The following is a 23,754-nucleotide window of genomic DNA, read 5'->3' as shown; positions in this document are numbered from 1 at the left end:
CTTGTGTCAAACCTATAAAACTATTCTTCGTAAACTTGCTGACTAACAGAATAATTCTAACTATGGTTTGGTTGGTCTGTTGCGTATGGTAGGTAGTTACCACCAAAAATGCAATTCTTCACATTGAGTTCTTGTAATAGATTTTCTATAGCCGTATGATTAGCTAGCTAAAAGCTAACAGCTAAGTTGCTAGATATGATTATAATCATGGCGCACAGCAAGACTCTCGTTATTCATTAATATAGGCTTGGCTGATTGAAAACTTAAACAGACATTTTGTTGTTGCACCACTAAATCGTGTTTAAGATATTTTGTTCTGAGCAATCTGTACTACTGGATTACTTGGTTTTCGCTTTAAGACAAGATTATAGTCTTATATTTTGAGCCAGTGTATTACTAGCATGTTTAGTGCTAGCTGTTTGACAACCGTCTCGGTAACGTTCTTTTTTTATTTTGAGATATTGACTGACACTACTACAAGACTAGCAAAAGATAATGCAGTATTGAGACCATACGTGTTGTTTGGACTGGTGTTGATCATTTAGGTGCTATTTTAGCTGCCTATCTTCATTAAAGCTAGGTTAATGTGCACATTACGCTTATGCCTAGCGTGTTTTTAATTATACTTTCTAACATCAACCGAATTAGTTTTATTTAAATATCTTCCCGTACTGCTATGCGCCGAACAGTTTCATATAAGCAACAGGTGTTTACCTGGACAAGGATCCTGTATGCAGAGTTTAATAGTACTACTGGTTCGTTCGCACTGCAGCATTGTTAATGCATGACTAGTTAGGCGATGGTCGTGGCTAATCTGATCTTTGGGTTGTTCAGCGGTATTCCTGGCGGTATGGAATATTCAGCTACTTCGGCTAAACATCCGACAGGCGCGCAGATAACAGTTTTCTGTAATCGTTATTGCGCAAGCACTATTTTAGTTGCCTTAAACGTTAACTGAGCTTTGCAGCTCATGCCGCAGATAAAACCTTCGACATCTTTCTGCTTTAATATATTTTAGGCCTGAATCAATGGAATGTTAGCGTTTGCTGATATTTTGTGAAATTCGGTAATCTGATCAAAGTTGAGGTAGCGGTAAACATCGCTAGCTATGATGTTTAATTTTGTTGCGTAATCCATATACTCTTTGACGGTCGGCAAGCGACCTAGAATGGAAGCAACTGTAGCTAGCTCAGCTGATGCTAGGTAGACATTTGCGCCATCACCAAGACGGTTCTGGAAATTACGTGTAGAAGTTGACACAACAGTTGAGTTTTGCGCTACACGTGCCTGATTACCCATGCATAGCGAGCAGCCAGGTATTTCTATGCGTGCGCCAGCTTGACGGTAGATACGATAGTATCCTTCTTTAGTCAGTTGGTGAGCATCTAGCTTTGTCGGCGGCGATAGCCAGAGACTGGTTGGCAGCTGGCTATTAATCTGCTCTAGTAGCTTACCGGCAGCGCGAAAGTGACCAATATTAGTCATACACGAACCGATAAACACTTCGTCAATCTTTTCTCCAGCAACGCTGGACAACAGACAGGTATTGTCCGGGTCGTTAGGTGCGCAGAGGATCGGCTCGTTAATTTTAACTAAGTCGATTTCGAGGATTGCTGCGTATTCAGCATCGGTGTCAGCTTCCATCAGCTCATGGTTAGCAATCCATGCTTCCATCGCTTGAGCTCTACGCTCTAAAGTACGTGTATCACCATAGCCTGTACTTATCATCCAGCGCAGTAATGTCATGTTGGAGTTAAGATACTCAGTGATAGAGTCTTTCGATAGCTTGATAGTACAACTAGCAGCAGAACGTTCAGCTGAAGCATTGGATAGCTCGAAAGCTTGTTCTAGCTTTAAGTTGCTTAAACCTTCAATTTCTAAAATACGGCCAGAGAAGGCATTTTTCTTGCCTTTTTTCTCTACAGTTAGTAGGCCAGCTTTAATAGCGTAGTAGGGAATGGCATGAACTAAGTCGCGTAGGGTTATACCAAGTTGCATTTTTCCTTTGAAGCGCACTAAGATCGATTCTGGCATATCTAGTGGCATGACGCCAGTTGCTGCGGAGAACGCAACCAGTCCGGAGCCAGCCGGGAACGAAATACCCATTGGGAAACGTGTATGGGAGTCACCACCAGTGCCGACGGTATCCGGCAGCAGCATACGGTTCAGCCAGCTATGAATAATACCGTCGCCTGGGCGAAGCGAGACACCACCACGGGTCATTATAAAGTCAGGCAGGGTATTGTGGGTTGTTACATCAATTGGCTTAGGGTAAGCTGCAGTGTGACAAAAAGACTGTATAACCATATCAGCCGAAAAGCCTAGGCATGCTAAATCTTTCAGTTCATCACGGGTCATTGGACCGGTGGTATCCTGTGAGCCAACGGTAGTTATCTTGGGTTCGCAGTAAGTGCCAGGTCGCACTCCTTTGTTTTTTGCTAATCCGCAAGCATTTCCAACTATTTTTTGTGCTAGAGTGAAGCCATGGCTACTTTCAGCTGGATTTTTCGGCAGTTTGAATATAGTTGAAAGCGGTAGACCTAGCTCAGTACAAGCTTTTTTTGTCAGGCTACGACCAATAATTAGCTGTATACGCCCGCCAGCACGGACTTCGTCCAGTATTACCGTGGTCTTTATTTCGAACTTGGTTATTACTTCATCAATGCCGTGTTTACAAACTTTACCGTCATACGGGTAAATATCTATTACATCGCCCATATTTATATTGGTGACGTTGAGTTCGATTGGTAGTGCGCCGGAATCTTTCATAGTGTTGTAAAAGATTGGAGCAATCTTACTACCGAAGCAGAAACCACCTGTACGCTTATTAGGTATATAAGGAATGTCTTCACCAAAAAACCATAATATCGAGTTGGTTGCCGATTTACGCGATGAGCCGGTACCGATTACGTCACCGACATAAGCTATAGGGAAGCCCTGGCTGCGCATCTTTTCGATTTGCTTTATTGGGCCGATTTTACCTTGCTCATCTGGCGTAATGCCTTCGCGAGCCATTTTTAGCATGGCCAGAGCGTGCAATGGGATATCAGGACGTGACCAGGCATCCGTAGCAGGGGATAAATCATCAGTATTCGTTTCACCATTAACCTTAAACACGCGCAAGCTGATCATATCGGCCATGATTGGGCGGTTTTTAAACCACTCACCATCAGCCCATGATTGAATTACGGCTTCGGCGTGTTCATTGCCTTTCTTGGCTTTTTTAGCCACTTCGTAAAATGTATCAAACATCAACAAGGTATGTTTGAGTTGTGTGGCCGCAATAGGTGCCAGCTCGGTAACATTTAGCAAATCTACTAATGTCACGATATTGTAGCCACCTTGCATAGTGCCAAGCAGCTTAACAGCTTGTTTTTTGTCAATCAAAGGGGAAGTAGTTTCTCCATGAGCTATAGCGGAAAGAAAACCTGCTTTTACGTAGGCAGCTTCGTCAACACCTGGTGGGATGCGGTTAGTGATCAGGTTAACTAGATATTCTTCTTCGCCAGCTGGAGGATTTTTCAGCAGTTCGACTAAGCCTAATGCTTGTTCGGCGTTTAGCGGTTTGGGAACAATACCTAGTGCTGCACGTTCTTTAATATGTTTGCGGTATGCTTTCAACACAGTTATGACCTCTCATCAATAATTTTACAGAAGACTCAGCAAGCGCTGCTGACATTCTTTACAGAATGTTGCTGTAAGAGTTTTACGCCTGAAGAGCGGCACTGATAATGATTAGTGCAGGCCCTTGCTTTATAAGTGGCAAACTCACGCTAATATTGTTCTTAATGAACGATTGTATTCTTAATGCTTAAGAGTAGTGGTTTGCAGAGGATTATTAACGTTCTGGAAACCGGATAATTTTATGACAAAAAAATTAAAGATAAGTTGTCTAGTTAAACTTAACTGGTGATTAAGCTGAATTAAATGGTTAATTTAGCGTATCGTTTCACCGATGTGTTTGCCTTGCTCATATCAAACTGAGCTATCAAGCTTGCCTCCTACATTAGTTTATATTGAATAGCTTACAAACAATTGCTTAAGCCTTGGCTGCAACTTAAGTAGCTATTGGTATAGATAATGAGTAGGCGCACTAGCTAATCATTAGCGACAAGATCATATGCTGTCATATAGTAAAAATTTTAAGATTAGTTTCGCACAGCACCAATCCGAGTATCAGTAAGCGTACCCATTGATTGGTAGTAACGCGCAGGTAATTTTGAAATTCATGATTTCTGCATCCTATTCTAGATGCATTACTAATACCACTTATACTATATTCGTTAATGCACTTTCTGGAAGGCTTAGTATGCACTGCTCTACCAAAAATGGTTACTATCACCTGTGACAATATATCACATTATAGGGTAGTAGCTCAATATATTGAGCACATCTTTATTGAGATACAAATGTATTTTGTTGATATTAAGCTTAGCTTGGAGTGTCTTGCACTGTTTATGATTACGCGTTTCTAAATTTTCCCTGAACTAAAACATTCGGCTTACTGTCAATAGCGTGAGTGATAGTGTAGCACTAATTACGTATAATTATTATGTTGAGTAGTCATGTAATATAGAAGCCATAGTCAATGATTATTTCATGTAGTCAATTATATATACTATATCAGTAGTTACTTTATAATCGTTTTTCTGCGAGCTAAATTTGAGCAGCACGAAACAGTACTGAATATTTGTATTTTTGTTGTAGGTATAGTAAATACTGGTGCGCACATATGGCGTCAGCGATGAACTTAGCGCTATTTTGTAATTCTTTTTTGCCACTTAGCCTGGCGAGCTTGTTAGAAATAAACGAATTTTTAGGTTGCCGCCAACACCAGCACAAATCTAGGCTGGTGCTGGCGGATTAAAAATTTTTTCTGCACGACTTACTATAAGAATTGTAAATTTATAGTAGGTAGCACTGCTATTGTTATGGTCGTCAACCAGGGCTAGTTAACTAGCGAGATTTACAGTGAATTGCGCATGCAGATTATATGTTTGTCCTTTGAGCTCAAAATCAACTTGCATAATATTCTATTATGCGCTAAAGTAGAGAAATTGATTATTGATATATTTTGATTCAAGTAAGATAGAAAGCTAGTCTCCAAGCTGTTAAGCTGTAGTTAGGTCAGAATATAGTGAGCACTTAAGTCAATTAAAAACATTGAAGCCTATGGTAAGCGCAATTGCGTTATCAACAACGCAACCCTGTAAGTCGAGGCGACTGTGAGTACCTCTGCTGTTGTGCATTCATAATTTTATTATCTTTAGATCGAACTTCGCTATATACTACTCATTAGTGAGTAACCTTCTGCGTAATACTATTCAGTACACAGAGTATCTGTGTAATAGTGATTGTTAATCAAATACAGTAATAGTTAGGAAGTACTGACTAATCACAATAGCTCTAACGTTCTGATAGATAGTTATTCTAAATTCTATGAACTTTTCTAACTCGTCGACGGTAGCTACGATCGTTGCGCTAGCTTGCTTTAGTGTTGGATTGGCACTAAATTAAGCAGGTCAGCTAGCTGCATAGCAAACCATTAAAATGCTCAATTCTATGGTGGTGACTGGACATTATTTAGATAATGCGAGCGTATACTGAGTATTGATTATCATCAATATTATTATACCATATTATAGCATTAATTAAAAATTAAAAGTTATGTTTTATTATTATAGGTATGCCATAATCTTGCTTATGTTTTTAGACATATAGACGCTATTATATACTTTAGTTTTTTATCATTACGAAAAGCGCTAGGATATCTATAATATTCTGAAACTCAATGCATTCTTTGTTATTTCTATAACGCAGTGTGTCGCAGAAGCTAGTCTATAAGCTATATTGAATTGACTAGTCTTCAGTATTTACTGAATAAGCGTTACTGAGTAGACACAGTGAGATGAAAGATGGAAAAAGTTTTTTAAGTGTACTCAGTATTCCTATGTGTTAGAAATTTAGGATAGTACCGAGTTGGTTGTATGCGTTGCAATGAGTAACCATAAGCTTTAAGGCTATTAATCTAACATCCTAGAATTGTAAAGTTGCGATAGTATTAAGTGATTTAAAATATCACTGATAACATTAAGTAATATTAGGAGTTATTAGATACAACTAAACCATAAATTAGTTAGATTCGCTAAGTAGCACAATCGATAGGCCTGGCCAATTTTGTTTAGCTAAATTCTGTGTAATTCTAATTTATAGGTAACATATCATTACTCCAAAGTAGACCCTTGTAGGTCGACTATGAAAAAGTTAGCTACATGTGGTAGTCGATATTGTCGATCAAATAATTAAATAACCAATTACCTCGTAATATATAAAATATAAATGGTACCAGAATAGTAGTTTTGATGCTCTCATGCTATAGATGTGCTAGCCAAAAATTTTTTAAACTTTATATATACAACTATTAACAATAACTAATAGTTTGATATATTTAATCATTTATATTACTGAGAGATAAATTTTTGTGGTGCTTCTTGATTTGTAAGTCGCCATTGTTCATTATGGCTTGCGCTAAACAGGCGTTTTAGTAGTGAATTATATTCACATGTTTTGGTGGCACTAACAATGACGTGTTTATGTTTTAGGAAAAAAGTCAGTCAGCTCAAATTGCTCATCGATGAAAAGTTTATAAGAAACCATCGCACTATAAGTAAATATGCTTTTCTGTTTAACTTATGTAGTTTTACTACTAAGAAGTAGTTAACGCCTGCCTTGTAGGCCCATGATAGTTGAGTTTTACTGGTTGATATACCTATACGAGATAGTATTGATTTCACACTATTTGATTTTTTGTATTGGGTAATCTAGCATATACTTGAACTATTATGCGGTTTCTCATAATCTAACCATTAAGTTAGACTTAAGCTATGTATTGGGTTTTTGCAGATTTATACTATGTGCTACTATCTGCAGATCTACTGTCGTTTACTAAAGATCTATATCTAAATTTCTTGACGTTTACGCTATCCTAGAAAAGACGTACATCTAACTTAATTATTTGGGTGTTATGCGTAATAGATAAAAATTACTAGCAGTAGTGCATTTTATCTACCTGTGATTACAGTTAGCAGAATAATCCACACAATAGATTTCTATGTTGTACTAAGTGACTACGGTGTTTCTGGCTACGTTAGCCACTATGTGTAATAGTATCATTGAGCCTGAGCATTTTATTATAATACGTTTATTTTAACCATCTAACTTGTGTGTAGCTCCAATTAATGTATCTTCCACGCTGCAACAGTGGCTGGCTCTGTTGATTTTGATTTGGCAAGAATAGTTGCGTGTCTGCGTATTATCTTTAAAATGAAGACATGTCTATATTAAAGTGTTACCTAAGTGCCTGGCTGTGTAAAAATACTTATCAGCTGTCCATAAAAATTTTTAAAAGTCTAGACCAGCTGTGCTAATGAGATAATGATAGCTTGTAAAGACGCAGTATAAGAACCACCTAAGCGTTAGGTACGTGATAGCTTTAGCGTATTTTTTATAAATTAATTTTAGATCTAAGTTTTAATACAAATTAAAGTATTTATGCATATTGCATATTGTAAGAATATAGTGTTTTATAAAGCGTACCTCAGCATGACCTGTGTGCTGCTACCGAAAGCTGCAGGTAGAAAACATTGCTTAATTAGCAGATATAGTAGTTACCATCGAAACAATCTAACCACTTATCAAAAGTTTTAATGCTTGTTGCGATTGCTGATATTGTTTATGCACTACAAGTGTAGCATATATTATTCATTAAAAAGGTTCAAGCGTGTCGATCACGTATTCATGCACCATCAAACCTAGTGGCGCTGCAAGATGGTGCATACTCTATCATTAATTGATTCAGAGAACCTGCGCTGTTAGATGTTAATATTCAGCTAATACTTCGATCAGCTCGTTAGCAATCATGCTTAAATTTCATAAACAGCAGTGTTAATATTTGTCATTAACATTCTAACTTTCAAAGAAAACTGAGAAATAAATGAATGCTAGCGTGATATTGGAACGCCTGAAGTAGATTAATCATATTAATCGTAGTTAACGTGTTGCTGCAGGCAACTTTTAGTATTACTTGACTGCCCTCGATTATGTTAATAATCGCGCTGATTGTTTTATCTGAAAAGTTGAATCTTGTTTGTGGCGCTTGCGCAGAGTAGATTACTGATGGAATAGAAGGCTATATGCAGTAACGTTGCTATAATGAATAATCCCACTAGAATTTTTGATCATAATTGCTGACCTTTAGCGTATCTTACATTGATAGTGGACGTAATCCCTTAAGTGTGAGCCTATGCATGAGTCAAATAATACTCCGTGTTCGCAAGAAAGTCTGCTTTCGTAGATAATTGCATGTCTAGTCATATTTATTAAAATCGTTCCAGATAGTATAAGTCAGCTTTAAATAATTTGACATTTTGATCATTACTGTTTATCAAAATCACTGCGTATATGTTCTGGCTTAGTACATAAACCATGTGCATACCAATACCTACTAAACGAACTGGTTTTATGGAGCGGTACATCGATAAGTTGCGTCTATACCAATATTCAGCCACTTGACTTTATAGTGTTGATGCATGGCTAAATTGCTCTAATTACCGTTCAGCAAAACCTGCTATGTGATTTAAATCGTTGTTCAAGATTAACTTTAGTAATAGGGTTTTCTCGATGACTTTACTGAGCGCTTGGTGCAGGCTGTATCCTCTCAGCAGCTAAACAAACCGATGCCATGGTTAGAAGTTAGGCGTTACCTAGATGCTGACTTCTGATACGTCACCGGTAATAATGTCGCTTATGGTAATTATAACATACAAGTAATTACTTTCTAAAAATTCGATTGGGCTAGCGTTTAAGTTCTAGCTGATAGAGAGGAATACTCAAGCGCAAACTTTTATTCGTGAAATAAAATGAAATATTTATGGAACCTTTCCAGTACTTCGTACCAAGTTCATCCATGAAAATTCCGCGTCCATCTAACCGTATGCCTCATCTTATTCAACTGCGCAATCTGAAGATGGCTAGTTCTGCACATGCCTATGTGCGCGGCAGCACAGTACAGTTTTATGAATGGTTGCATAGCCAGCGTGGTTGCCGCTTACCACATGGTCCAGAGATATGGATCTGTGGCGATTGTCATGCAGGTAACCTTGGTCCTACTGGCGATCTCAGGGGTCGTATTGACATGTATATCCGTGATCTTGATCAGACTGTAATTGGTAACCCAGCTCATGACCTTGTACGATTAGCCCTTTCGTTGGCTACTGTTGCACGTGGCTCTGACTTGCCTGGCGTGATCATTGCGCGTATGCTTGAAGGAATTATGCTGGGTTATGAGTATGCTTTTAAAGACAAGCAAGACAAGGCTGCGCTACGTCCTTCTCAGGTTAAGGTAGCCATGCATAGCTCTATTGAGCAAACCTGGAAAAACTTAGCGCGTAAACGTATCGAAAATACGCGTCCGACTATACCTCTAGGTAAGCATTTTTGGTCATTGTCGCAGGCAGAAAAAATCGCCTTACAAACCCTCTGCTCCTCGTATGAAATCCATCAGTTAGTAAATTCGTTCAAAGGTCGCCATAAAGACGCCAAGATTAAACTACTCGACTCAGCTTACTGGGTTAAAGGTTGCAGCTCTCTCGGCTTATTACGTTATGCTGTTTTGCTGGGCATAGGTGATAAAGATGATCAAAGGTATTGCCTGATCGATATAAAGGAGGCAGTGGCTGCTACTGCACCATATATAGTTAAGTCAAACATGCCGCGCGATAATAGCTATCGCGTAGTCGAGGGTGCCCGCCACTTGTCTCCAGGTTTAGGGGAGCGTATGCGCGCTACGCGTTTTCTGGATCATGTTTTTTTTGTCCGCGAGTTACTGCCTCAAGATATGAAGCTAAAACTAGATGAACTGAGCGAAACTTATGCTATATACGCTGCTGGTTACCTAGCTAGCATAATAGGTATTGCTCATGCTCGGCAGATGGATCGTGATACGCGTAAGGACTGGATGGCGGTACTGCAGGAAAACCGCTCCAAGCAGCTAGATGCACCGTCGTGGTTATGGACCAGTGTAGTGCAGTTGGTAGGTAACTACGAGCAGGGGTATTTGAACCATTGTAGGCGATATGCGTTAAAGTGTTGAGTCAGTCCAACTTCAAGCTCATGACTGGACAGTCAAAAAAATTAATTAAGTGCTCTTTACTACGCTAAATTTACCACCGCTGCACTGAACTTTGACGTTAGATTATTATAAAATTCACAATGGATATTTTTGTGGAGGTATGCCAATAGTTAGTAATGGCCGTCTGCAGTGTTTTCTGATATGTGTACTCAGTTGGCTTTAGTACAGCACGACCGCCCTTGGATCCGCGGCAAATCCTTTACCTACAGTTATTTCCAGCCGAATGAGATAGTTGCACTCAGTTCCGGGTAACCTACTACTTATAGTGTTGATTACGCTGTAGATATAAGCAAAGCCAGGTAATCCTAGCTTTGCTAGTGCCGCTATCTTAGTATACATGGCTATTTGCTGGAGGGTGGGGGCAGTGAAAAAGTAATTAATGAGTTTTTTGGTTGACTTTATTGTGTGGTCTATGCATTTTTAATTATTAGCTGAATACACCTCCACTGAGGTGGAGGTGTAATAAATCTGGTTTTGTCTAGTAAGCGCTAAACTTTTCTTTGTCCTGCCCTTGTAGGTGGTGGCGTTATGCTGGTCAGCATATTAAAGGTTATTAAGGTTGAGAACCATGCTAGTTATTTGCTGCCACAGCCATAGCTTATGCTTTTAGGTGTTTTGACGTCACTTGAAAAGGACTATGCCTATCAAGTTTTAGTGACTACTTTGTTTGTTTGACATGGCCTGCACTAAAATAGTGCGTATCGACGGTATAGCGCACTAGATTAATAATTGTATTTATTTTGTCTTACAAAGTTCTGCATGAAGCGTAGAGCAACTACATTGTTGTGGGTTGTCAGCTTTTGTGTTTGATTAGTTTTCTAATGTTTGTTCCATGGAGTACAAGGACATCAATCATACAGCTAGCCAAATCATGACTTTATTGGCTGACTATTTTATCAGTGTAGTGCGCAGTGTTTTTGGTGATCCTCAATACGCGTTGATCTTTCTATATGCGCAAGCTTAAGGCTTTGGCCTTATACTCTCTCAAGCGCTAGCTAGTTAGCATCGATGCAGGCAACTATAACTACATTTAGTTATAGCAAACTACGTGACTTTAGATCGTGATTTATTCGGTAAGTTATGACTAGTCAAATAAATGTCAAGTAGCTGGGTGATAACTGCTACAGGTTGACTACAACTATCACCAGCATAATATTAAAATTAATCTACTTCTCTAACGAGATAGCCTTCAGCACCAACTAGAAAAAAATTATTTTAGCAATTTGCAGTTAGCCAGTAACAACACCTCTACAGTTAGCTAGATTAGGCTTAGGATATACAGTAGATCATAATACTGAACAGTAATGCACGGCTTAGGCTCAATTAGGTCTTACAGAGTAGCACCGGTACAAATCATAAGCGCAAAGATGATGCTCAAGTTATAGTGCTGATCACCTATCAACAGCCTGGGCTGCACGTTAACTTGCTGCCTTTAGCGGATCAAAAACAACTACACACCGGCATAGCGCCATTAGCCGCTATGCATTACGCCTAATAAAACTACAATCAACTGACTATAAACAGGCCTATTAAGCACGATAAAATATGTAAATATTACTTATAGTGGTAAAAAACGTAACAATACGAAGCCTAAAACTAATTGCGATCGCAGTATTTATTTTTTTAGATAACTTACAGTAGTACACCCAACATATTAGCAATGGCGACATTGGTTATTATAAGAAAAACGTGGATGAAACTTTATTGCTTTCGTACGCTAGATACAGATTGCTGGTCGATACCTTTACTGAGACAATCTGCATTTGCAAACTTCTGCCTGTAATACATCTACTCATTTATTAGTAATTAGTTGATGATCATATCTTAGTGTTGGTAATGCTCAGCCTGGTATATATATTAATGCTGAATGTAATGAATCTATTAAAGGTATTTTTATGCACAATGTGCACAAGACTTCAGTTCCTCTGTAACAGAGTAATGTCTAGCTAAGCTGGTTTAATCTAAATTTGAATTATTTGTCACTGCCTGGGTTAGATAAATCTTTTGTTCACTGTGAGAGCGTTTAGAACTAATCATAGATCAGTATAATCAATAATATTCACTGCATATTACCATTATGAAGATCTGGATAATTTTTATTGGAGACTGATGGTAATATTAGTATACCGAGGATAGGCCATAACAGTGATTATGGCTTAAAGTATAACTGTAGATTATAGAACAGTGGTAGGCAGCATTAGTATTCGATGAGATAAAAGGCGATATTGAGTAAAACTCACCATTCCGTGTAAAAAATAGAAAGCGCAGCGTCATAAGTTGATTTTTAGCAAACGACATATTTTTATCAAAAAACACTCTACAGTGAGCCGCTTATAGTCTTCATCGTAACTAATGTATAGTTAGAAATAGAACTAAAACGTCACTTATATGGATAGATATAGTGTGTTGCATATATTGTTATCGTCATTAATCAGTTTAACCTCCAGCAGGAGTTCAGTTGCTGATCAGCTTCATCATAAAGTTGCAGGTAAATTTAGTTACAGTTATGAGTAAAATGTGGATCAATATCATATTCAGCATGCGCAGCATTAATGCTAGCGGTACAAGCAATCAGTTTGCTACGCCATAGTGATATTATGCTTAAAGCAGGGAGGATAGCTTGATTATATGACAAAGATCATGCTTGCTCTGTGGGTACCTAGTATTGGTCAGCTTACTTCGTAGAAAAAATCATCCTAAGTAGAATGGGTTTTGAAAAGTTAAAACCGTACGACGTAATGATTCATTATTTGCATTTCAGCACCTTTATGCACAAAGCTAACTAGCTTTTTTTGAGTGCGATTAATCATAGATGGCAAGTGCTTTGTGCTAATTATAAAGCGTTTATTTTTTAATAGATTATAGTTACTTTAACCTTGATATCTTATAGCAATACTCAAGATCAACGGTGAAAGTTACACTAGACTATAAAATATAGTACAAGTATATATTTTATCATGAAATATTGCTCAGTATTAGTATTTAAAAAATTTTAAATGCCATTTAAGAATGGCACTATAGAATATTTAAAAACTCTATGTAAGGTTTTTAAATGTAAAAACTCATAGTTTAGCCTAAAACTCCACATTTACATTACGAACGTTGATAGTACTTGACTGTGCGATAGTGAATAATGCTGTGCGTTATTTGGCACATAGGCGTATCGCCATGGCGTTCAGCACGATGTACTATCGGTTGGTACAATAGATCAGCTTTTTCACTAAAAATTTTAACTATGGTAGATATAATATCTTATATACTATAATGCTGCTTTGTAGGTGGTTATTGGTATGAAATGGCGACTGGTACTTAAAATTGTTAACAGCTTCGCATGTCTTGACGTTTGGAGTATAGCAACTAGTTACCCGTGCCAGTCATAGCCGCAGAAATGTTTACTGGGGGCAAAAGATAAATCTATGCATTTGTGACTATAATGTGCGAATCTAGTTCTGTCGACACTTAATGTTCCGCGGATGCGGTGTGAGTCCTAAAAAGCCAAATTTGCATGGTCAGTATTGACCTGCATTAAATCATACAGCACGTTCCGCTAACCTGACCTTGCTATTCACTGCAGTGCCGAACATAATTATTACTATGACAATGTTCGTTATGTTAACAACATGCATTTTTACAGTGAAGTAACTAACAAAGTTTGCACCAATAACATAACTTATGAGCGGCACTTAGACGAAATCCCCTGGAGTTCTGCACTGAACTGCATATTATTGCAGATTGCTGTTTCGTAAAACTTGATTTTTTCACTTAAATTGTGTGTCACGATGGAGCACCTTGACGACTTGTGAGTTGCAAGGTTCCTATGAAAGTTTTCATGAAGGTATGATATGAATATTATTGATACGATCAAAGAGCAAATTACTAACAATACTATTTTGCTTTATATGAAGGGCGCCCCAAATGCTCCTCAGTGCGGTTTCTCTGCGAGAGCTTCTAGGACTATTATGGCGTGCGGTGAGAAATTTGCTTACGTGGATATTTTACAAAACCCAGAAATCCGCGCCAATCTACCGAAATATGCCAATTGGCCAACTTTTCCACAACTGTGGGTTGCTGGTAAGCTGGTCGGTGGCAGCGATATCATCGCTGATATGGCAGCTGATGGTTTACTGCAAGCGCTAATTAAAGAAGCAGCGACAAACGCTTCGGCTAAAACTGATGTTTGATGTTTTAGCCATAACAACTCCTTCTTGAAACAGAGTGTAGCTTTTGTGGTCGATTAAACCGCAGATTATGCACACATCTGTGATTGTAGGTAGTTTTCTAGGCTGACTTTAATGATTAGACCAAGTTGGGTTTCCAACCAATCTATATGTTCTTCCTGATTTTTCTGAATATTTTCTAGCAGTTCACGGCTATTAAAGTCGTTTTCAGTTTCGCAATGAGAAATGGCAGCTGTGATGTCGCTATGACTTTTATGCTCAAATTTCAGATCACTGCTGATTATTTCCTGCGTATGCCCGCCAATGTTTAGCTTGCCTAAATTCTGCATGTTTGGCAAGCCCTCTAGGAACAGGAGACGTTTAATTAGCGTGTCTGCATTTTTCATTGCTTTGATGGATTCATCATATTCATGCCTTCCAAGCTTTTCTAATCCCCAATTGTCATACATGCGCGCATGTAAAAAGTACTGATTAATTGCAATGAGCTCATTGGCAAGAATTTTATTAAGTTGCTTGATCACTAAGATGTTGCCTTTCATGACTGTAGTTTTGCCCTGTATTAGCTCTATGAGAGTATAGAGTGTAATCTGCGAAACGCATAGTGTATCAATCCAATCGATTGAATAATTACTGAAACATCAGCTAAGTAAGAATGTTTATATTCTGTATTTTAGTGCTAGCTAATTGAAGTACTAGCATAAAATCTTAATACTAAATTTGGTTCCCCTAAAACACATTTACTTAAGGTATGTCTAAATTATGTTAAGCAGGAGAGTGTAGCGTGGGTTAATTTGTAGCGCAATCAGAATTGAAAACCACTTGCTTAGCAAGGTTAACATATTTGCTGTGCAAACCAGCAACGCTCGTGGTTTTGCACACTTTTTATAGTTGTATTAACATTATAGGTTATTTTGTGGATTTATCCTGTGGTGACGTCAATAGAAAAGCAGGCATACATAATAGAAAATTATTACTAGCTTAAGCTTTAAGTCCAACAGATTTGACATTATTTGTAATAACAAAAAATAACTTTTAGGTATTGCCGGATTACAACTATACATTAAACAAAAAACGTTTTAGTGTATGGTGGTCATTCTGAACTAAGCATGTTAAACTCACAGTTTATTATCGATACATAATAGGTTAAGGATGCTATCCTTGTAGCGTAAAAAGCTGCTCTCTACATTAGAATATTACCAATAAGCATACTCGTTAGTAGTGAGTTATAGTATTTCGACGCCATAACCGTTCTCGACGATGGTGAAATTACTAACAGATATAAACCATCTAAAGCTATGAAGACCACACACAGTGTGTGATGACTTAAATAATCGACATAATAAGGTAGCCAAATGCGTCGATATATTTAGTAAGGTCAGGGCTACTTAATTAATAGTATCTCGCTGAACGATAGTAAAGGCGACAAAATTAACGTAGCACCTGAGTGCACTAACCGACACTCCACAAAAACGCATACAGATTAGCGCACATGCTATGGTAGTTAACCGCTAATAATATGCACTATAACTTATGCGCAGTCCTGAAATAAAGCTAGCGCTAACTGTACAGCGTAGCACTGTTGGCGGCGAGTTTAGGCGCGGCATTAACGTGATGCTTTATAGAAGTATAAGTGATATATACAAGTAATTTTTAATTTATTACACCAAGTTATTTTGGTTAGCGATAACAATGGTGATCACACTATTTTGCTATTGGATTGCATCCATGATAAACGTATACACCACTATATTCAGGATACGCAGTTTATTATAGGTCAGCCTCGTGAAACTCGTGAACTATGGGACCAGTCTGACTGCTAGCTGCTTCATACATCGAAATTCAAAATAGCGTTACTAGGATATTACAACACTCAGCAACTTCTGTAACTCTATAATAAACTCCAAAAAACTTAACAAATAATACGTCTAGATACCAGAATCTATACCATGAGAACTGTTTTAGAGGCGTAGCGCTATCCGATAATTTAAGATTTTTAAGAATTGCTTATTGTTGGCACTAAATGCGCACCAGCAATGGTTCAAAGTTGATGGTTAGATCAATAACGTTACGTGCATTACATTTTTATATTAATGCAGATAATTCTTATCCTCGGTCTATACTATCTTCAAAATACCAAAAAATATCGCTTGATGCCAACTACTATGGAAGTTTTTAGTTAATATTTAAATTAACCTTATACCTAAATTAACAAAGATAAAGCCTTTCTATTGCTTACAAGACGCTTTATTGAAGTCAACGCCAAATATGACGTTGACCTAGGTGCTAAATTGAATATGCCGACAGTTGACGATCTGTAGCTAATCAGTCGTGGTATTTATTCTGACCTGTAGTATCTAGATAAATTTATAGTTTAAGGTAAGCCATGTCAGGAACCGCATTAACGTATGCATGCACTATGCCTGCAAGATAGCTACAACAAAATAGCAACTTACGTGCTAATGTCGAGAAAGTCGCTAATAAACTCTACTGGAGTTTATTAGCAAGCGTTGAATAATTGCGAGCTTGGTGTGATTTTGTGAATACTATGAATTTACCTGTTGCTCAACTACGGTAGATGTTTAGACTTAGCTAAAATGAAGCAAAAGAATTTTTATGTGCAAGCCTGGCTTGCCAATGAAGGTGTTATTTGAGTTTGCCTAATAAATTCGTGTGTCTGTATTACAATTTCAGGCAAGCTAGAGCTCCAATATCAGTTCGTTTTTGCTCATGATATGTGATGCTAAACAGAATGTTTTTTTGATTGCATTATCTCAATATGGAATAGTACCAACTGTTTTCCTAAGACAATCTAGTTTGAGCGCTTTAACCATGAGGTCCTTGTCATGCAAATGCTGCACTATATCTCAACTCTTGCTGCCTGCATCCTAGCGTGCTCTTCCAATGTGTTGAACGCGGCGCCTATAGACCTTAACGATGGCCAGCATACTATACACCTAGTAGGGGCACCAAAACGCGTAATTGTGCTAGAGTTTTCTTTTCTTGACAGCCTCGCAGCTATCGACGTCATGCCGATTGGTATTGCCGATGATGGTGCCGCTAACCGTGTATTGCCAAGTGCGTATAAGGCTATAGGTCAGTGGGAGTCTGTAGGCTTGCGTTCACAACCAAATATCGAAAAAATTGCCAGGCTTAAGCCAGATTTAATCCTTGCTGACCTCAATCGTCACCAAGCGCTTTATGACCACTTATCGAGTATTGCACCAACCTTATTGTTGCCGTCGCGTAGTGAGGATTATCAAGGCAGCCTAAAATCTGCTAAACTAATCGGCAAAGCTTTGGGCAAAAGCCTACAGATGGATGCACGTATTGCACAGAACTGTGAGCACCTGAAAGCTATTGCGCAGCAGATTCCAGCTGGCACTAGCGTACTGTTTGGTGTCGCTCGTGAAGATAGCTTTTCAGTGCATGGCCAGGATTCCTACGCTGGTAGCGTATTAAAAACCATCGGCCTAAAGGTGTCATCTGTTAGCGCCAAGGCTGTTCCGACAGAGTTTATTAGCCTAGAGCAATTGCTCGCGCTTGATCCTGGTTGGTTGCTGGTTAGTCACTACCGTCGTCCCAGTATCATCGATACCTGGAGTAAGTTGCCATTGTGGCAAGTGCTTAGTGCTGTACGTAATCATCAAGTGGCTGAAGTGAATGGCGATAACTGGGCACGTCACCGTGGTGTATTAGCCTCAGAACAGATAGCTGAAGATGCGTTAGTGATTCTTAAGAACGGTAAAGCCGTACTGAGCTACTAAACGTGCAGCGCAGTTTTGCTGCAGCAGGCATTTTACTGCTGGGGGCTATTCTGTTTTGGTTTTCTTTGTACAGTTGGTCACCATTTGTGATTACACCAACAGATGCTTGGAATGGTTTAGTGCATCAAGGCGTCGCAGCCGGCAATATGGCCTATATTGTTACTCTGTTGCGTGTGCCGCGGGCAGTGTGCGCGGCATTAGTCGGCGCCTGTTTAGGCTTGGCTGGCACCCTAATGCAGGGTATTACCCGTAACCGTATGGCATCGCCATCGCTACTAGGCGTAACTGCCGGTGCAGCATTAGGATTAGCATTATTTTCGACTGGTTTGGTGGTACCGCCATTCGCTGGTGGTACATTGTTAATGACTTGCCTGGGTGGTGCGTTGGCTTGGGTCACGGTATTCAGCCTGAGCCGCGCATGGTCGCCGACTACTGCTCAAGGTCGATTAGTGTTGGCCGGTATGGCAGTCGCAGCACTGTGCGTGGCTTTGACCAGACTTACAGTGATTTTGGTCGAGGTTCAAGCTCAAAGCGTATTAAACTGGCTAGCCGGTTCTCTAGCTAATGTTAACACAGCGCATGTGCAACTGCTTTGGCCTTGTACGCTGATCGGTGGTTTGTGGGCACTGTGGTGTGCTCCGCGCTTAAATTTGATCAACCTTGGTGATGATACTGCACGCTCACTGGGTGTCAGTATTGGGAGTCTACGTTTACAGGTGTTTATCGCCAGCCTATTACTTGTAGGCGCTAGTGTCTGCGTTGTCGGCCCTATCGGGTTTGTAGGTCTAATTGCACCAAATATTATTCGCCAATTTCTTGGCAATGACTATTGTTGGCTGATCCCGCTGAGCGCAGCTTTAGGCGCAGTAATTGTGCTTGGCGCTGACTTGCTCAGCCGTGCTATGGCCTTTCCAGCGGAAACTTCAGCAGGTGTGGTTACTGCACTGATCGGCGCACCGTTCTTCCTTTTTCTTGCCAGGCGTGCTCTATGACTAAGCCACGATGGTGCTTAGGATTATTGTTGAGTCTATTGCTATTGGCGCTATTTGTCAGCCTTAGTGCTGGTACTGTGTGGCTTAAATCGGCAACCGTGCTAGATCGGCTATTAGCCCACGACGCTTTAGATTTTGAGGTCTGGAACCACCGTCTGCCGCGCAGTTTGATCGCTATCCTTGCTGGCTATGCTTTTGGTATGGCTGGCGCGATTGTGCAGGGTGTCATTCGTAACCCGCTAGCTTCGCCAGAGATCCTTGGCGTAACCCAGGGCGCCAGTCTGGCGCTGACTATAGCGATTATTACTTGGCCGCAAATGCCGATTGTTTGGCTGCCATTAGTGGCTTGTCTAGGTGGTATTAGCGTGGCATTGTTACTAGCTCTGTACAATATAGGCGTGAGCTTTTCTGGAATACGCCTTGCTTTGTCTGGTGTGGCAATTGCGGTAATTTTGTCTAGTGTTACTGAGTTTCTGATACTGTCCCATCCACTAGATATTAATGTTGCTTTGCTCGCACTCACCGGTAGCTTGTGGAGCCACAATTGGCATCATGTAGCTTTGGTGCTGCCATTTCTATTATTAATTCCATTAGGTTTATGCTTAGCTAAACCGCTCAACTTGATCGCCCTCAGTGATGAGGCCGCTCATAGCCTAGGTACTACACTAAGCTGGACACGTTCGTGGGCTATGGTTTGCGCAGTGGTGCTCACTAGCGTAGGCGTTGGCGTTATCGGACCGATTGGTTTTATTAGTCTGGTTGCGCCACATATAGCACGGCAACTAGTGGGTGGGCATCACCAGTATCTTATGCCGGCTGCAATGCTGATAGGTGCGTTATTGCTTGTACTCGCCGATACCTTAGGTCGTACATTGATTGCACCAAGTGAAATTCCGGCTGGGATTTTCACAGTGGTGATAGGCGCACCCTATTTTCTTTGGTTGCTCGCACGCTTTAAGGGCTGACTGCATGAGTATTCTCCACGCACAACAGCTTGATATCGGTTATGGCGCTACGCGCATTGTGCAGGGCCTTTCGTTCGCATTATCGGCGAATCGAGTTACCGCACTAATCGGTCCGAACGGTTGCGGTAAGTCTACTTTGCTCAAAGCTTTTGCGCGGATACTTAAGCCAACTCATGGTAGATTAACCATCTATGGACAGACCTACGACAGCCTGTCGGCTCGCCAGTTAGCACGGCAGATAGCATTCTTGCCTCAAGCATTACCAGTGCCAGAAGGCGTTAGTGTACGCCAGTTGGTTGCCTGTGGTCGTAGTCCGTATAATTCACTGTGGGGCCGTCTGAGTGGCAATGATCAGTCCCACGTGACCAAAGCTATACAACGCCTAGAGCTCGATAGCCTAGCTAATCGAGCTCTTACAGACTTATCTGGTGGCCAGCGCCAACGTGCTTGGCTTGCTATGGTGTTAGCACAAAATGCACCAGTGGTACTGCTTGATGAGCCAACTACTTACCTTGACATCAGCCATCAGGTTGAACTACTAGATTTGATGGGTCAGCTGGTAGCTGAGGGTAAAACCGTGATCACCGTATTGCACGATATTAATCAAGCCTGCCGTTATGCTGATTATCTAGCAGTGATGAGCTGCGGGCAATTGGTTGCCTACGGCACGCCAGCTGAAGTAATCAATACCGAACTAATGCGTCAGGTGTTCGATGTACAAGTGCAGATCATGCGCGAGCCTTTTGCGGGTACGCCAATGTGCTTGGTGGAAAAAAGCACCCGCAATTAAGACTTAAGTGATTAATATTCATTATTGGATATAAATAGCATTTTATTTTGAATATTAATTCTGTGTTGTTACTATCAAAATAGTCTATCACTATATTTTGATAATATTACTGACAGGGAGTTAAAAATATGTTTTCAAATTACAAGCTTTCAATCGTTCCGCGGCGAGCCATATCCATACTGCGTGATCTAGAAAACTTATGGCAGCAATAAAGAAGCGAGTCACTACAGTAATCTTGCTTGCCTTAGTGCTATAGCCAACAAGAAATTAGGATAGCATTTCTCTCTATTCTCTCTATATAGAGAGGTTATTAGTCATCACGGTGCTAATTATTTGTGTGGCAACCATTATTAGAGCACTGCTCGCTTTATATCAGGCTATCTGCCGATACTTCTAGGCTACACTGAGTAGCCGTATATCTAGTATTAGACCTTTAAATGTACGTCCTCCCACATTTAACCAACAGCACCACTTCGATCACCTTATTAGTAGGCAAAATTCATAATAACTTGTTTAGTGAACAAGCGTAAGCGCTGTAGATATAGCGCAATATAGTTGCACGCCAGCTCAACTGCTAGTTAGGTACATATGATACGTTCTTCTGGCGGATCAGTGTAGTCACATTTCTTTTTCTCGCGAGAAATGGCTTTAATTATCTCGCTGTAAAATTAACTATATACTGCACTAGCTTGTATAAATAACCAAGTGCCATCATTCTCTAAAATGTAATAGCAATGCTAGTGAGCAGAGATTAAAATTTAATATAATACAAGTTTTTATCGGATGTAGCGGTATCGTATTTTGCCGGCAAAACTTTAATTTCAATCAATATATACATATGGTTTTAACTTGTTAATCACTTACATTAGAAGAAGTTTTCTTTTAGTAACTGTTTTGCTCGTAATAAAGTTATGTATTTAGAGCACCAAGGTGGGTTATAGAGCATCCTAAGTTCCTTAGTGCGCAGGTCGTAGTTAGTACGCTGTGTTTAGCTCATGAAGCAATAGTGATGGGCTCTAGAAAATCAAGAGAATTAGCACCTAGTCTAGCATGCGTAGTTATTTATCTCTGCAAATCTTAGCGTTAGTACTAATGGACCTAGAGTTAGCTTTCATAAAAGGTAGTGTTACTAGTTATACTATCCTGATAATCGAATTACTGCTTTTTAGATTTGTGCGTATATACTAGTAGTCTAGCTAAATGCGTATGTTTGTATTGATTAAAGCGCAGAAACCTACGTTGTTCGTTTGTAGGATTATAGGGCAGTTGTTGGGCTCTGTCTTGAAGTAGAGGAGCATGCATGGCTTAGAGAGCTTAGCTACGCTCTAAGCGTATTGCTAACGTAGCAAAAGTTTCAAGCATGGGAGTTTGTAGGTATTCAGTGACGTCTGACATGCGCAATACAGACAAGCTATAGCGGAGTGTTCCATAATTAAGGTGGGGCACAATAACTCGTAGTGAGGTAGCTGTTAATAGCATATAACACGTAGAGTTAGTAGTAAAAGTATAAATTGGTGTATAGCAATTGCCAGCACCTTATATAGTGGTAGAATAGTATTCTTTGCTTTAAGATGCATCAAGATCTATCAGTATATTACTGACAGTAATGATGCTTTTGTGGTATTTTACGAGTTACCACCGTATTGGTTAGGACAGAAAATTGGTATAGGCGAGAATATTGCGAAGAATATTTTTTCTTTAGTCATGAAATTGCCAAAAAATTATTTTTTGGTCTCGTTTAGACACTTTAACAATCCAATCCTCTGTTGCTTCAATATCGCTAGTTAGTACGCTGGTTACCTCTTTGTAGGGGTGCCGTGTAAATCTGGCTGACTTCAGTTTTGCTGTGGAATACGTGCAGTTTCCCGTTGTATTAGATGCCGCCAAATAGGTAATGTACCCGCTGGGTACAGCGGGCATCAGCTTCCTTGAGTGGATCTAGTTCATCAAGAAATACTTCGCCCTTTCTACTTTTTTTGGTCAAGTCTTGATTCTAGGCTACTTAGCTTAGCGATAAGAGAGTGCTACCATGATAGCACCGAGCTGAATTTGTTGTAATAAACTCATTGTCATGGGTAACCATCGAGAAGTTTGCTCAACTTACTTTCTTGATTTTTAGTGGGTCATTTAGTTTCAGTAGATTGCGTCAGCAAAACCAAATTTCTTTGCTTCTGCACTTAGCAGAAGTGCTAGCGGTATAGTTGCTAGTTATTTATAGGGCACCAGTACCTCGTGGTGCAGCTCTATTAAAAGTTGAGATTTGAATGTTATGTGGCACTAGACCGCTTTTAAAGTAAGCGCTGACTTAGACTATAAACATCGAGAATGTAAACTCTGGTGCGTACGTATGCCTATATTATTACCGGTGCTGACCATGAATTAGCGTAGCCTATGGAGCAGTCATCACTGACGTATGGCTAGATAAAGTGCTCATAGCCTACACCACTTACTTGCAGACTTCAAAAAAATTTTTGGTTGATAAAGATGGCATGAGTGGGCTTTAGTAGCTGCGCTATATGCGCTTAGCATTTTGATCCGGACAGAATAAGTTGATCGAGTTATTATTGTAATAATATGCTTGGAGGTATTCCAAGCACTGCTGGCCATAGTGCAGCTGCAGTAGCACTCTCGCTAATGTGCAACATGTTGTTGGACAGGATGTCTTTTGCTATTCACCATTTCTTTATATCTGGAGAAACCGCTTATCTGTCTTTATGTAGTTAAAACCTAATGCTTTCCAGCTGATGCTTTTTGCTGCTTATGAAGCATTTGATATTTGGTTAACCGTCGAGTCAAAAGACATATTTGTAAGTTGTTTTTTAAATAAGTTTAACAATACTTTTATTGTTGGTCGTCGTATTATGAGTCGGTGTGGG

At 39.7% G+C, this 23,754-nt stretch carries 10 protein-coding genes and 1 pseudogene; 7 read left to right on the top strand and 4 right to left on the bottom strand.

The annotated features are described in order from the left end of the window. The first annotated feature begins 805 nt into the window (after positions 1 to 805). Positions 806 to 958: a hypothetical protein gene (locus C3B55_RS04590; protein ID WP_157978056.1), complete on the top strand. Its 153-nt coding sequence runs from the start codon at positions 806 to 808 to the stop codon at positions 956 to 958. 56 nt (positions 959 to 1,014) lie between these two features. Here C3B55_RS04590 and acnB read toward each other — a convergent pair whose 3' ends face one another. Beyond that, entirely contained in the window at positions 1,015 to 3,624 is a 2,610-nt protein-coding gene (gene acnB / locus C3B55_RS02785; RefSeq protein WP_129211270.1) for a bifunctional aconitate hydratase 2/2-methylisocitrate dehydratase, read from the bottom strand. A gap of 5,341 nt (positions 3,625 to 8,965) precedes the next feature. Between acnB and C3B55_RS02780 the strand changes: the two genes are divergently transcribed. After that, complete coding sequence (locus C3B55_RS02780) at positions 8,966 to 10,150, top strand: DUF2252 family protein (protein ID WP_129211901.1); 1,185 nt, start codon at positions 8,966 to 8,968, stop codon at positions 10,148 to 10,150. A gap of 3,881 nt (positions 10,151 to 14,031) precedes the next feature. Beyond that, positions 14,032 to 14,370 carry a Grx4 family monothiol glutaredoxin gene (gene grxD, locus C3B55_RS02775; protein ID WP_129211267.1) on the top strand — a complete coding sequence of 113 codons (339 nt, stop codon included), beginning with the start codon at positions 14,032 to 14,034 and terminating at the stop codon, positions 14,368 to 14,370. A gap of 65 nt (positions 14,371 to 14,435) precedes the next feature. On the opposite strand, the gene bfr is transcribed toward grxD, so the two are convergent. Next, positions 14,436 to 14,906 carry a bacterioferritin gene (gene bfr, locus C3B55_RS02770; protein WP_129211265.1) on the bottom strand — a complete coding sequence of 157 codons (471 nt, stop codon included), beginning with the start codon at positions 14,904 to 14,906 and terminating at the stop codon, positions 14,436 to 14,438. A 2,310-nt stretch (positions 14,907 to 17,216) separates the two neighbouring features. Between bfr and C3B55_RS02765 the strand changes: the two genes are divergently transcribed. From C3B55_RS02765 to fecE, 4 genes are read left to right on the top strand one after another with little or no spacing between them, the layout of a single operon-like run. Then, a complete protein-coding gene (locus tag C3B55_RS02765; RefSeq protein WP_129211899.1) occupies positions 17,217 to 18,131 on the top strand; it encodes a Fe(3+) dicitrate ABC transporter substrate-binding protein in 915 nt (304 codons plus the stop codon). Positions 18,132 to 18,133: 2 nt separating this feature from the next. Then, positions 18,134 to 19,123, top strand: a complete 990-nt coding sequence (gene fecC / locus C3B55_RS02760; protein WP_129211263.1) for an iron-dicitrate ABC transporter permease FecC — start codon at positions 18,134 to 18,136, stop codon at positions 19,121 to 19,123. Next, on the top strand, positions 19,120 to 20,088 hold the full coding sequence (locus tag C3B55_RS02755) for a FecCD family ABC transporter permease (protein ID WP_129211261.1): 969 nt from the start codon (positions 19,120 to 19,122) through the stop codon (positions 20,086 to 20,088). Before fecC ends, C3B55_RS02755 begins: the two co-directional genes overlap by 4 nt. 4 nt (positions 20,089 to 20,092) lie before the next feature. Continuing rightward, positions 20,093 to 20,878, top strand: a complete 786-nt coding sequence (fecE, locus tag C3B55_RS02750) for a Fe(3+) dicitrate ABC transporter ATP-binding protein FecE (protein ID WP_129211259.1) — start codon at positions 20,093 to 20,095, stop codon at positions 20,876 to 20,878. Between the two features lie 1,314 nt (positions 20,879 to 22,192). Here fecE and C3B55_RS04680 read toward each other — a convergent pair. After that, positions 22,193 to 22,324 carry a hypothetical protein gene (locus tag C3B55_RS04680; RefSeq protein ID WP_457912672.1) on the bottom strand — a complete coding sequence of 44 codons (132 nt, stop codon included), beginning with the start codon at positions 22,322 to 22,324 and terminating at the stop codon, positions 22,193 to 22,195. A 252-nt stretch (positions 22,325 to 22,576) separates the two neighbouring features. Then, positions 22,577 to 23,624 (bottom strand): annotated as a pseudogene (locus tag C3B55_RS02745) (branched chain amino acid aminotransferase). Positions 23,625 to 23,754: the final 130 nt, after the last annotated feature.

It is taken from the genome of Candidatus Pseudomonas adelgestsugas, assembly GCF_004124255.1.
Taxonomy (GTDB): Bacteria; Pseudomonadota; Gammaproteobacteria; order Pseudomonadales; family Pseudomonadaceae; genus Aquipseudomonas; species Aquipseudomonas adelgestsugas.
Note: the sequence above shows the minus strand (reverse complement) of the source record. Positions and strands in the feature narration are given on the sequence as shown.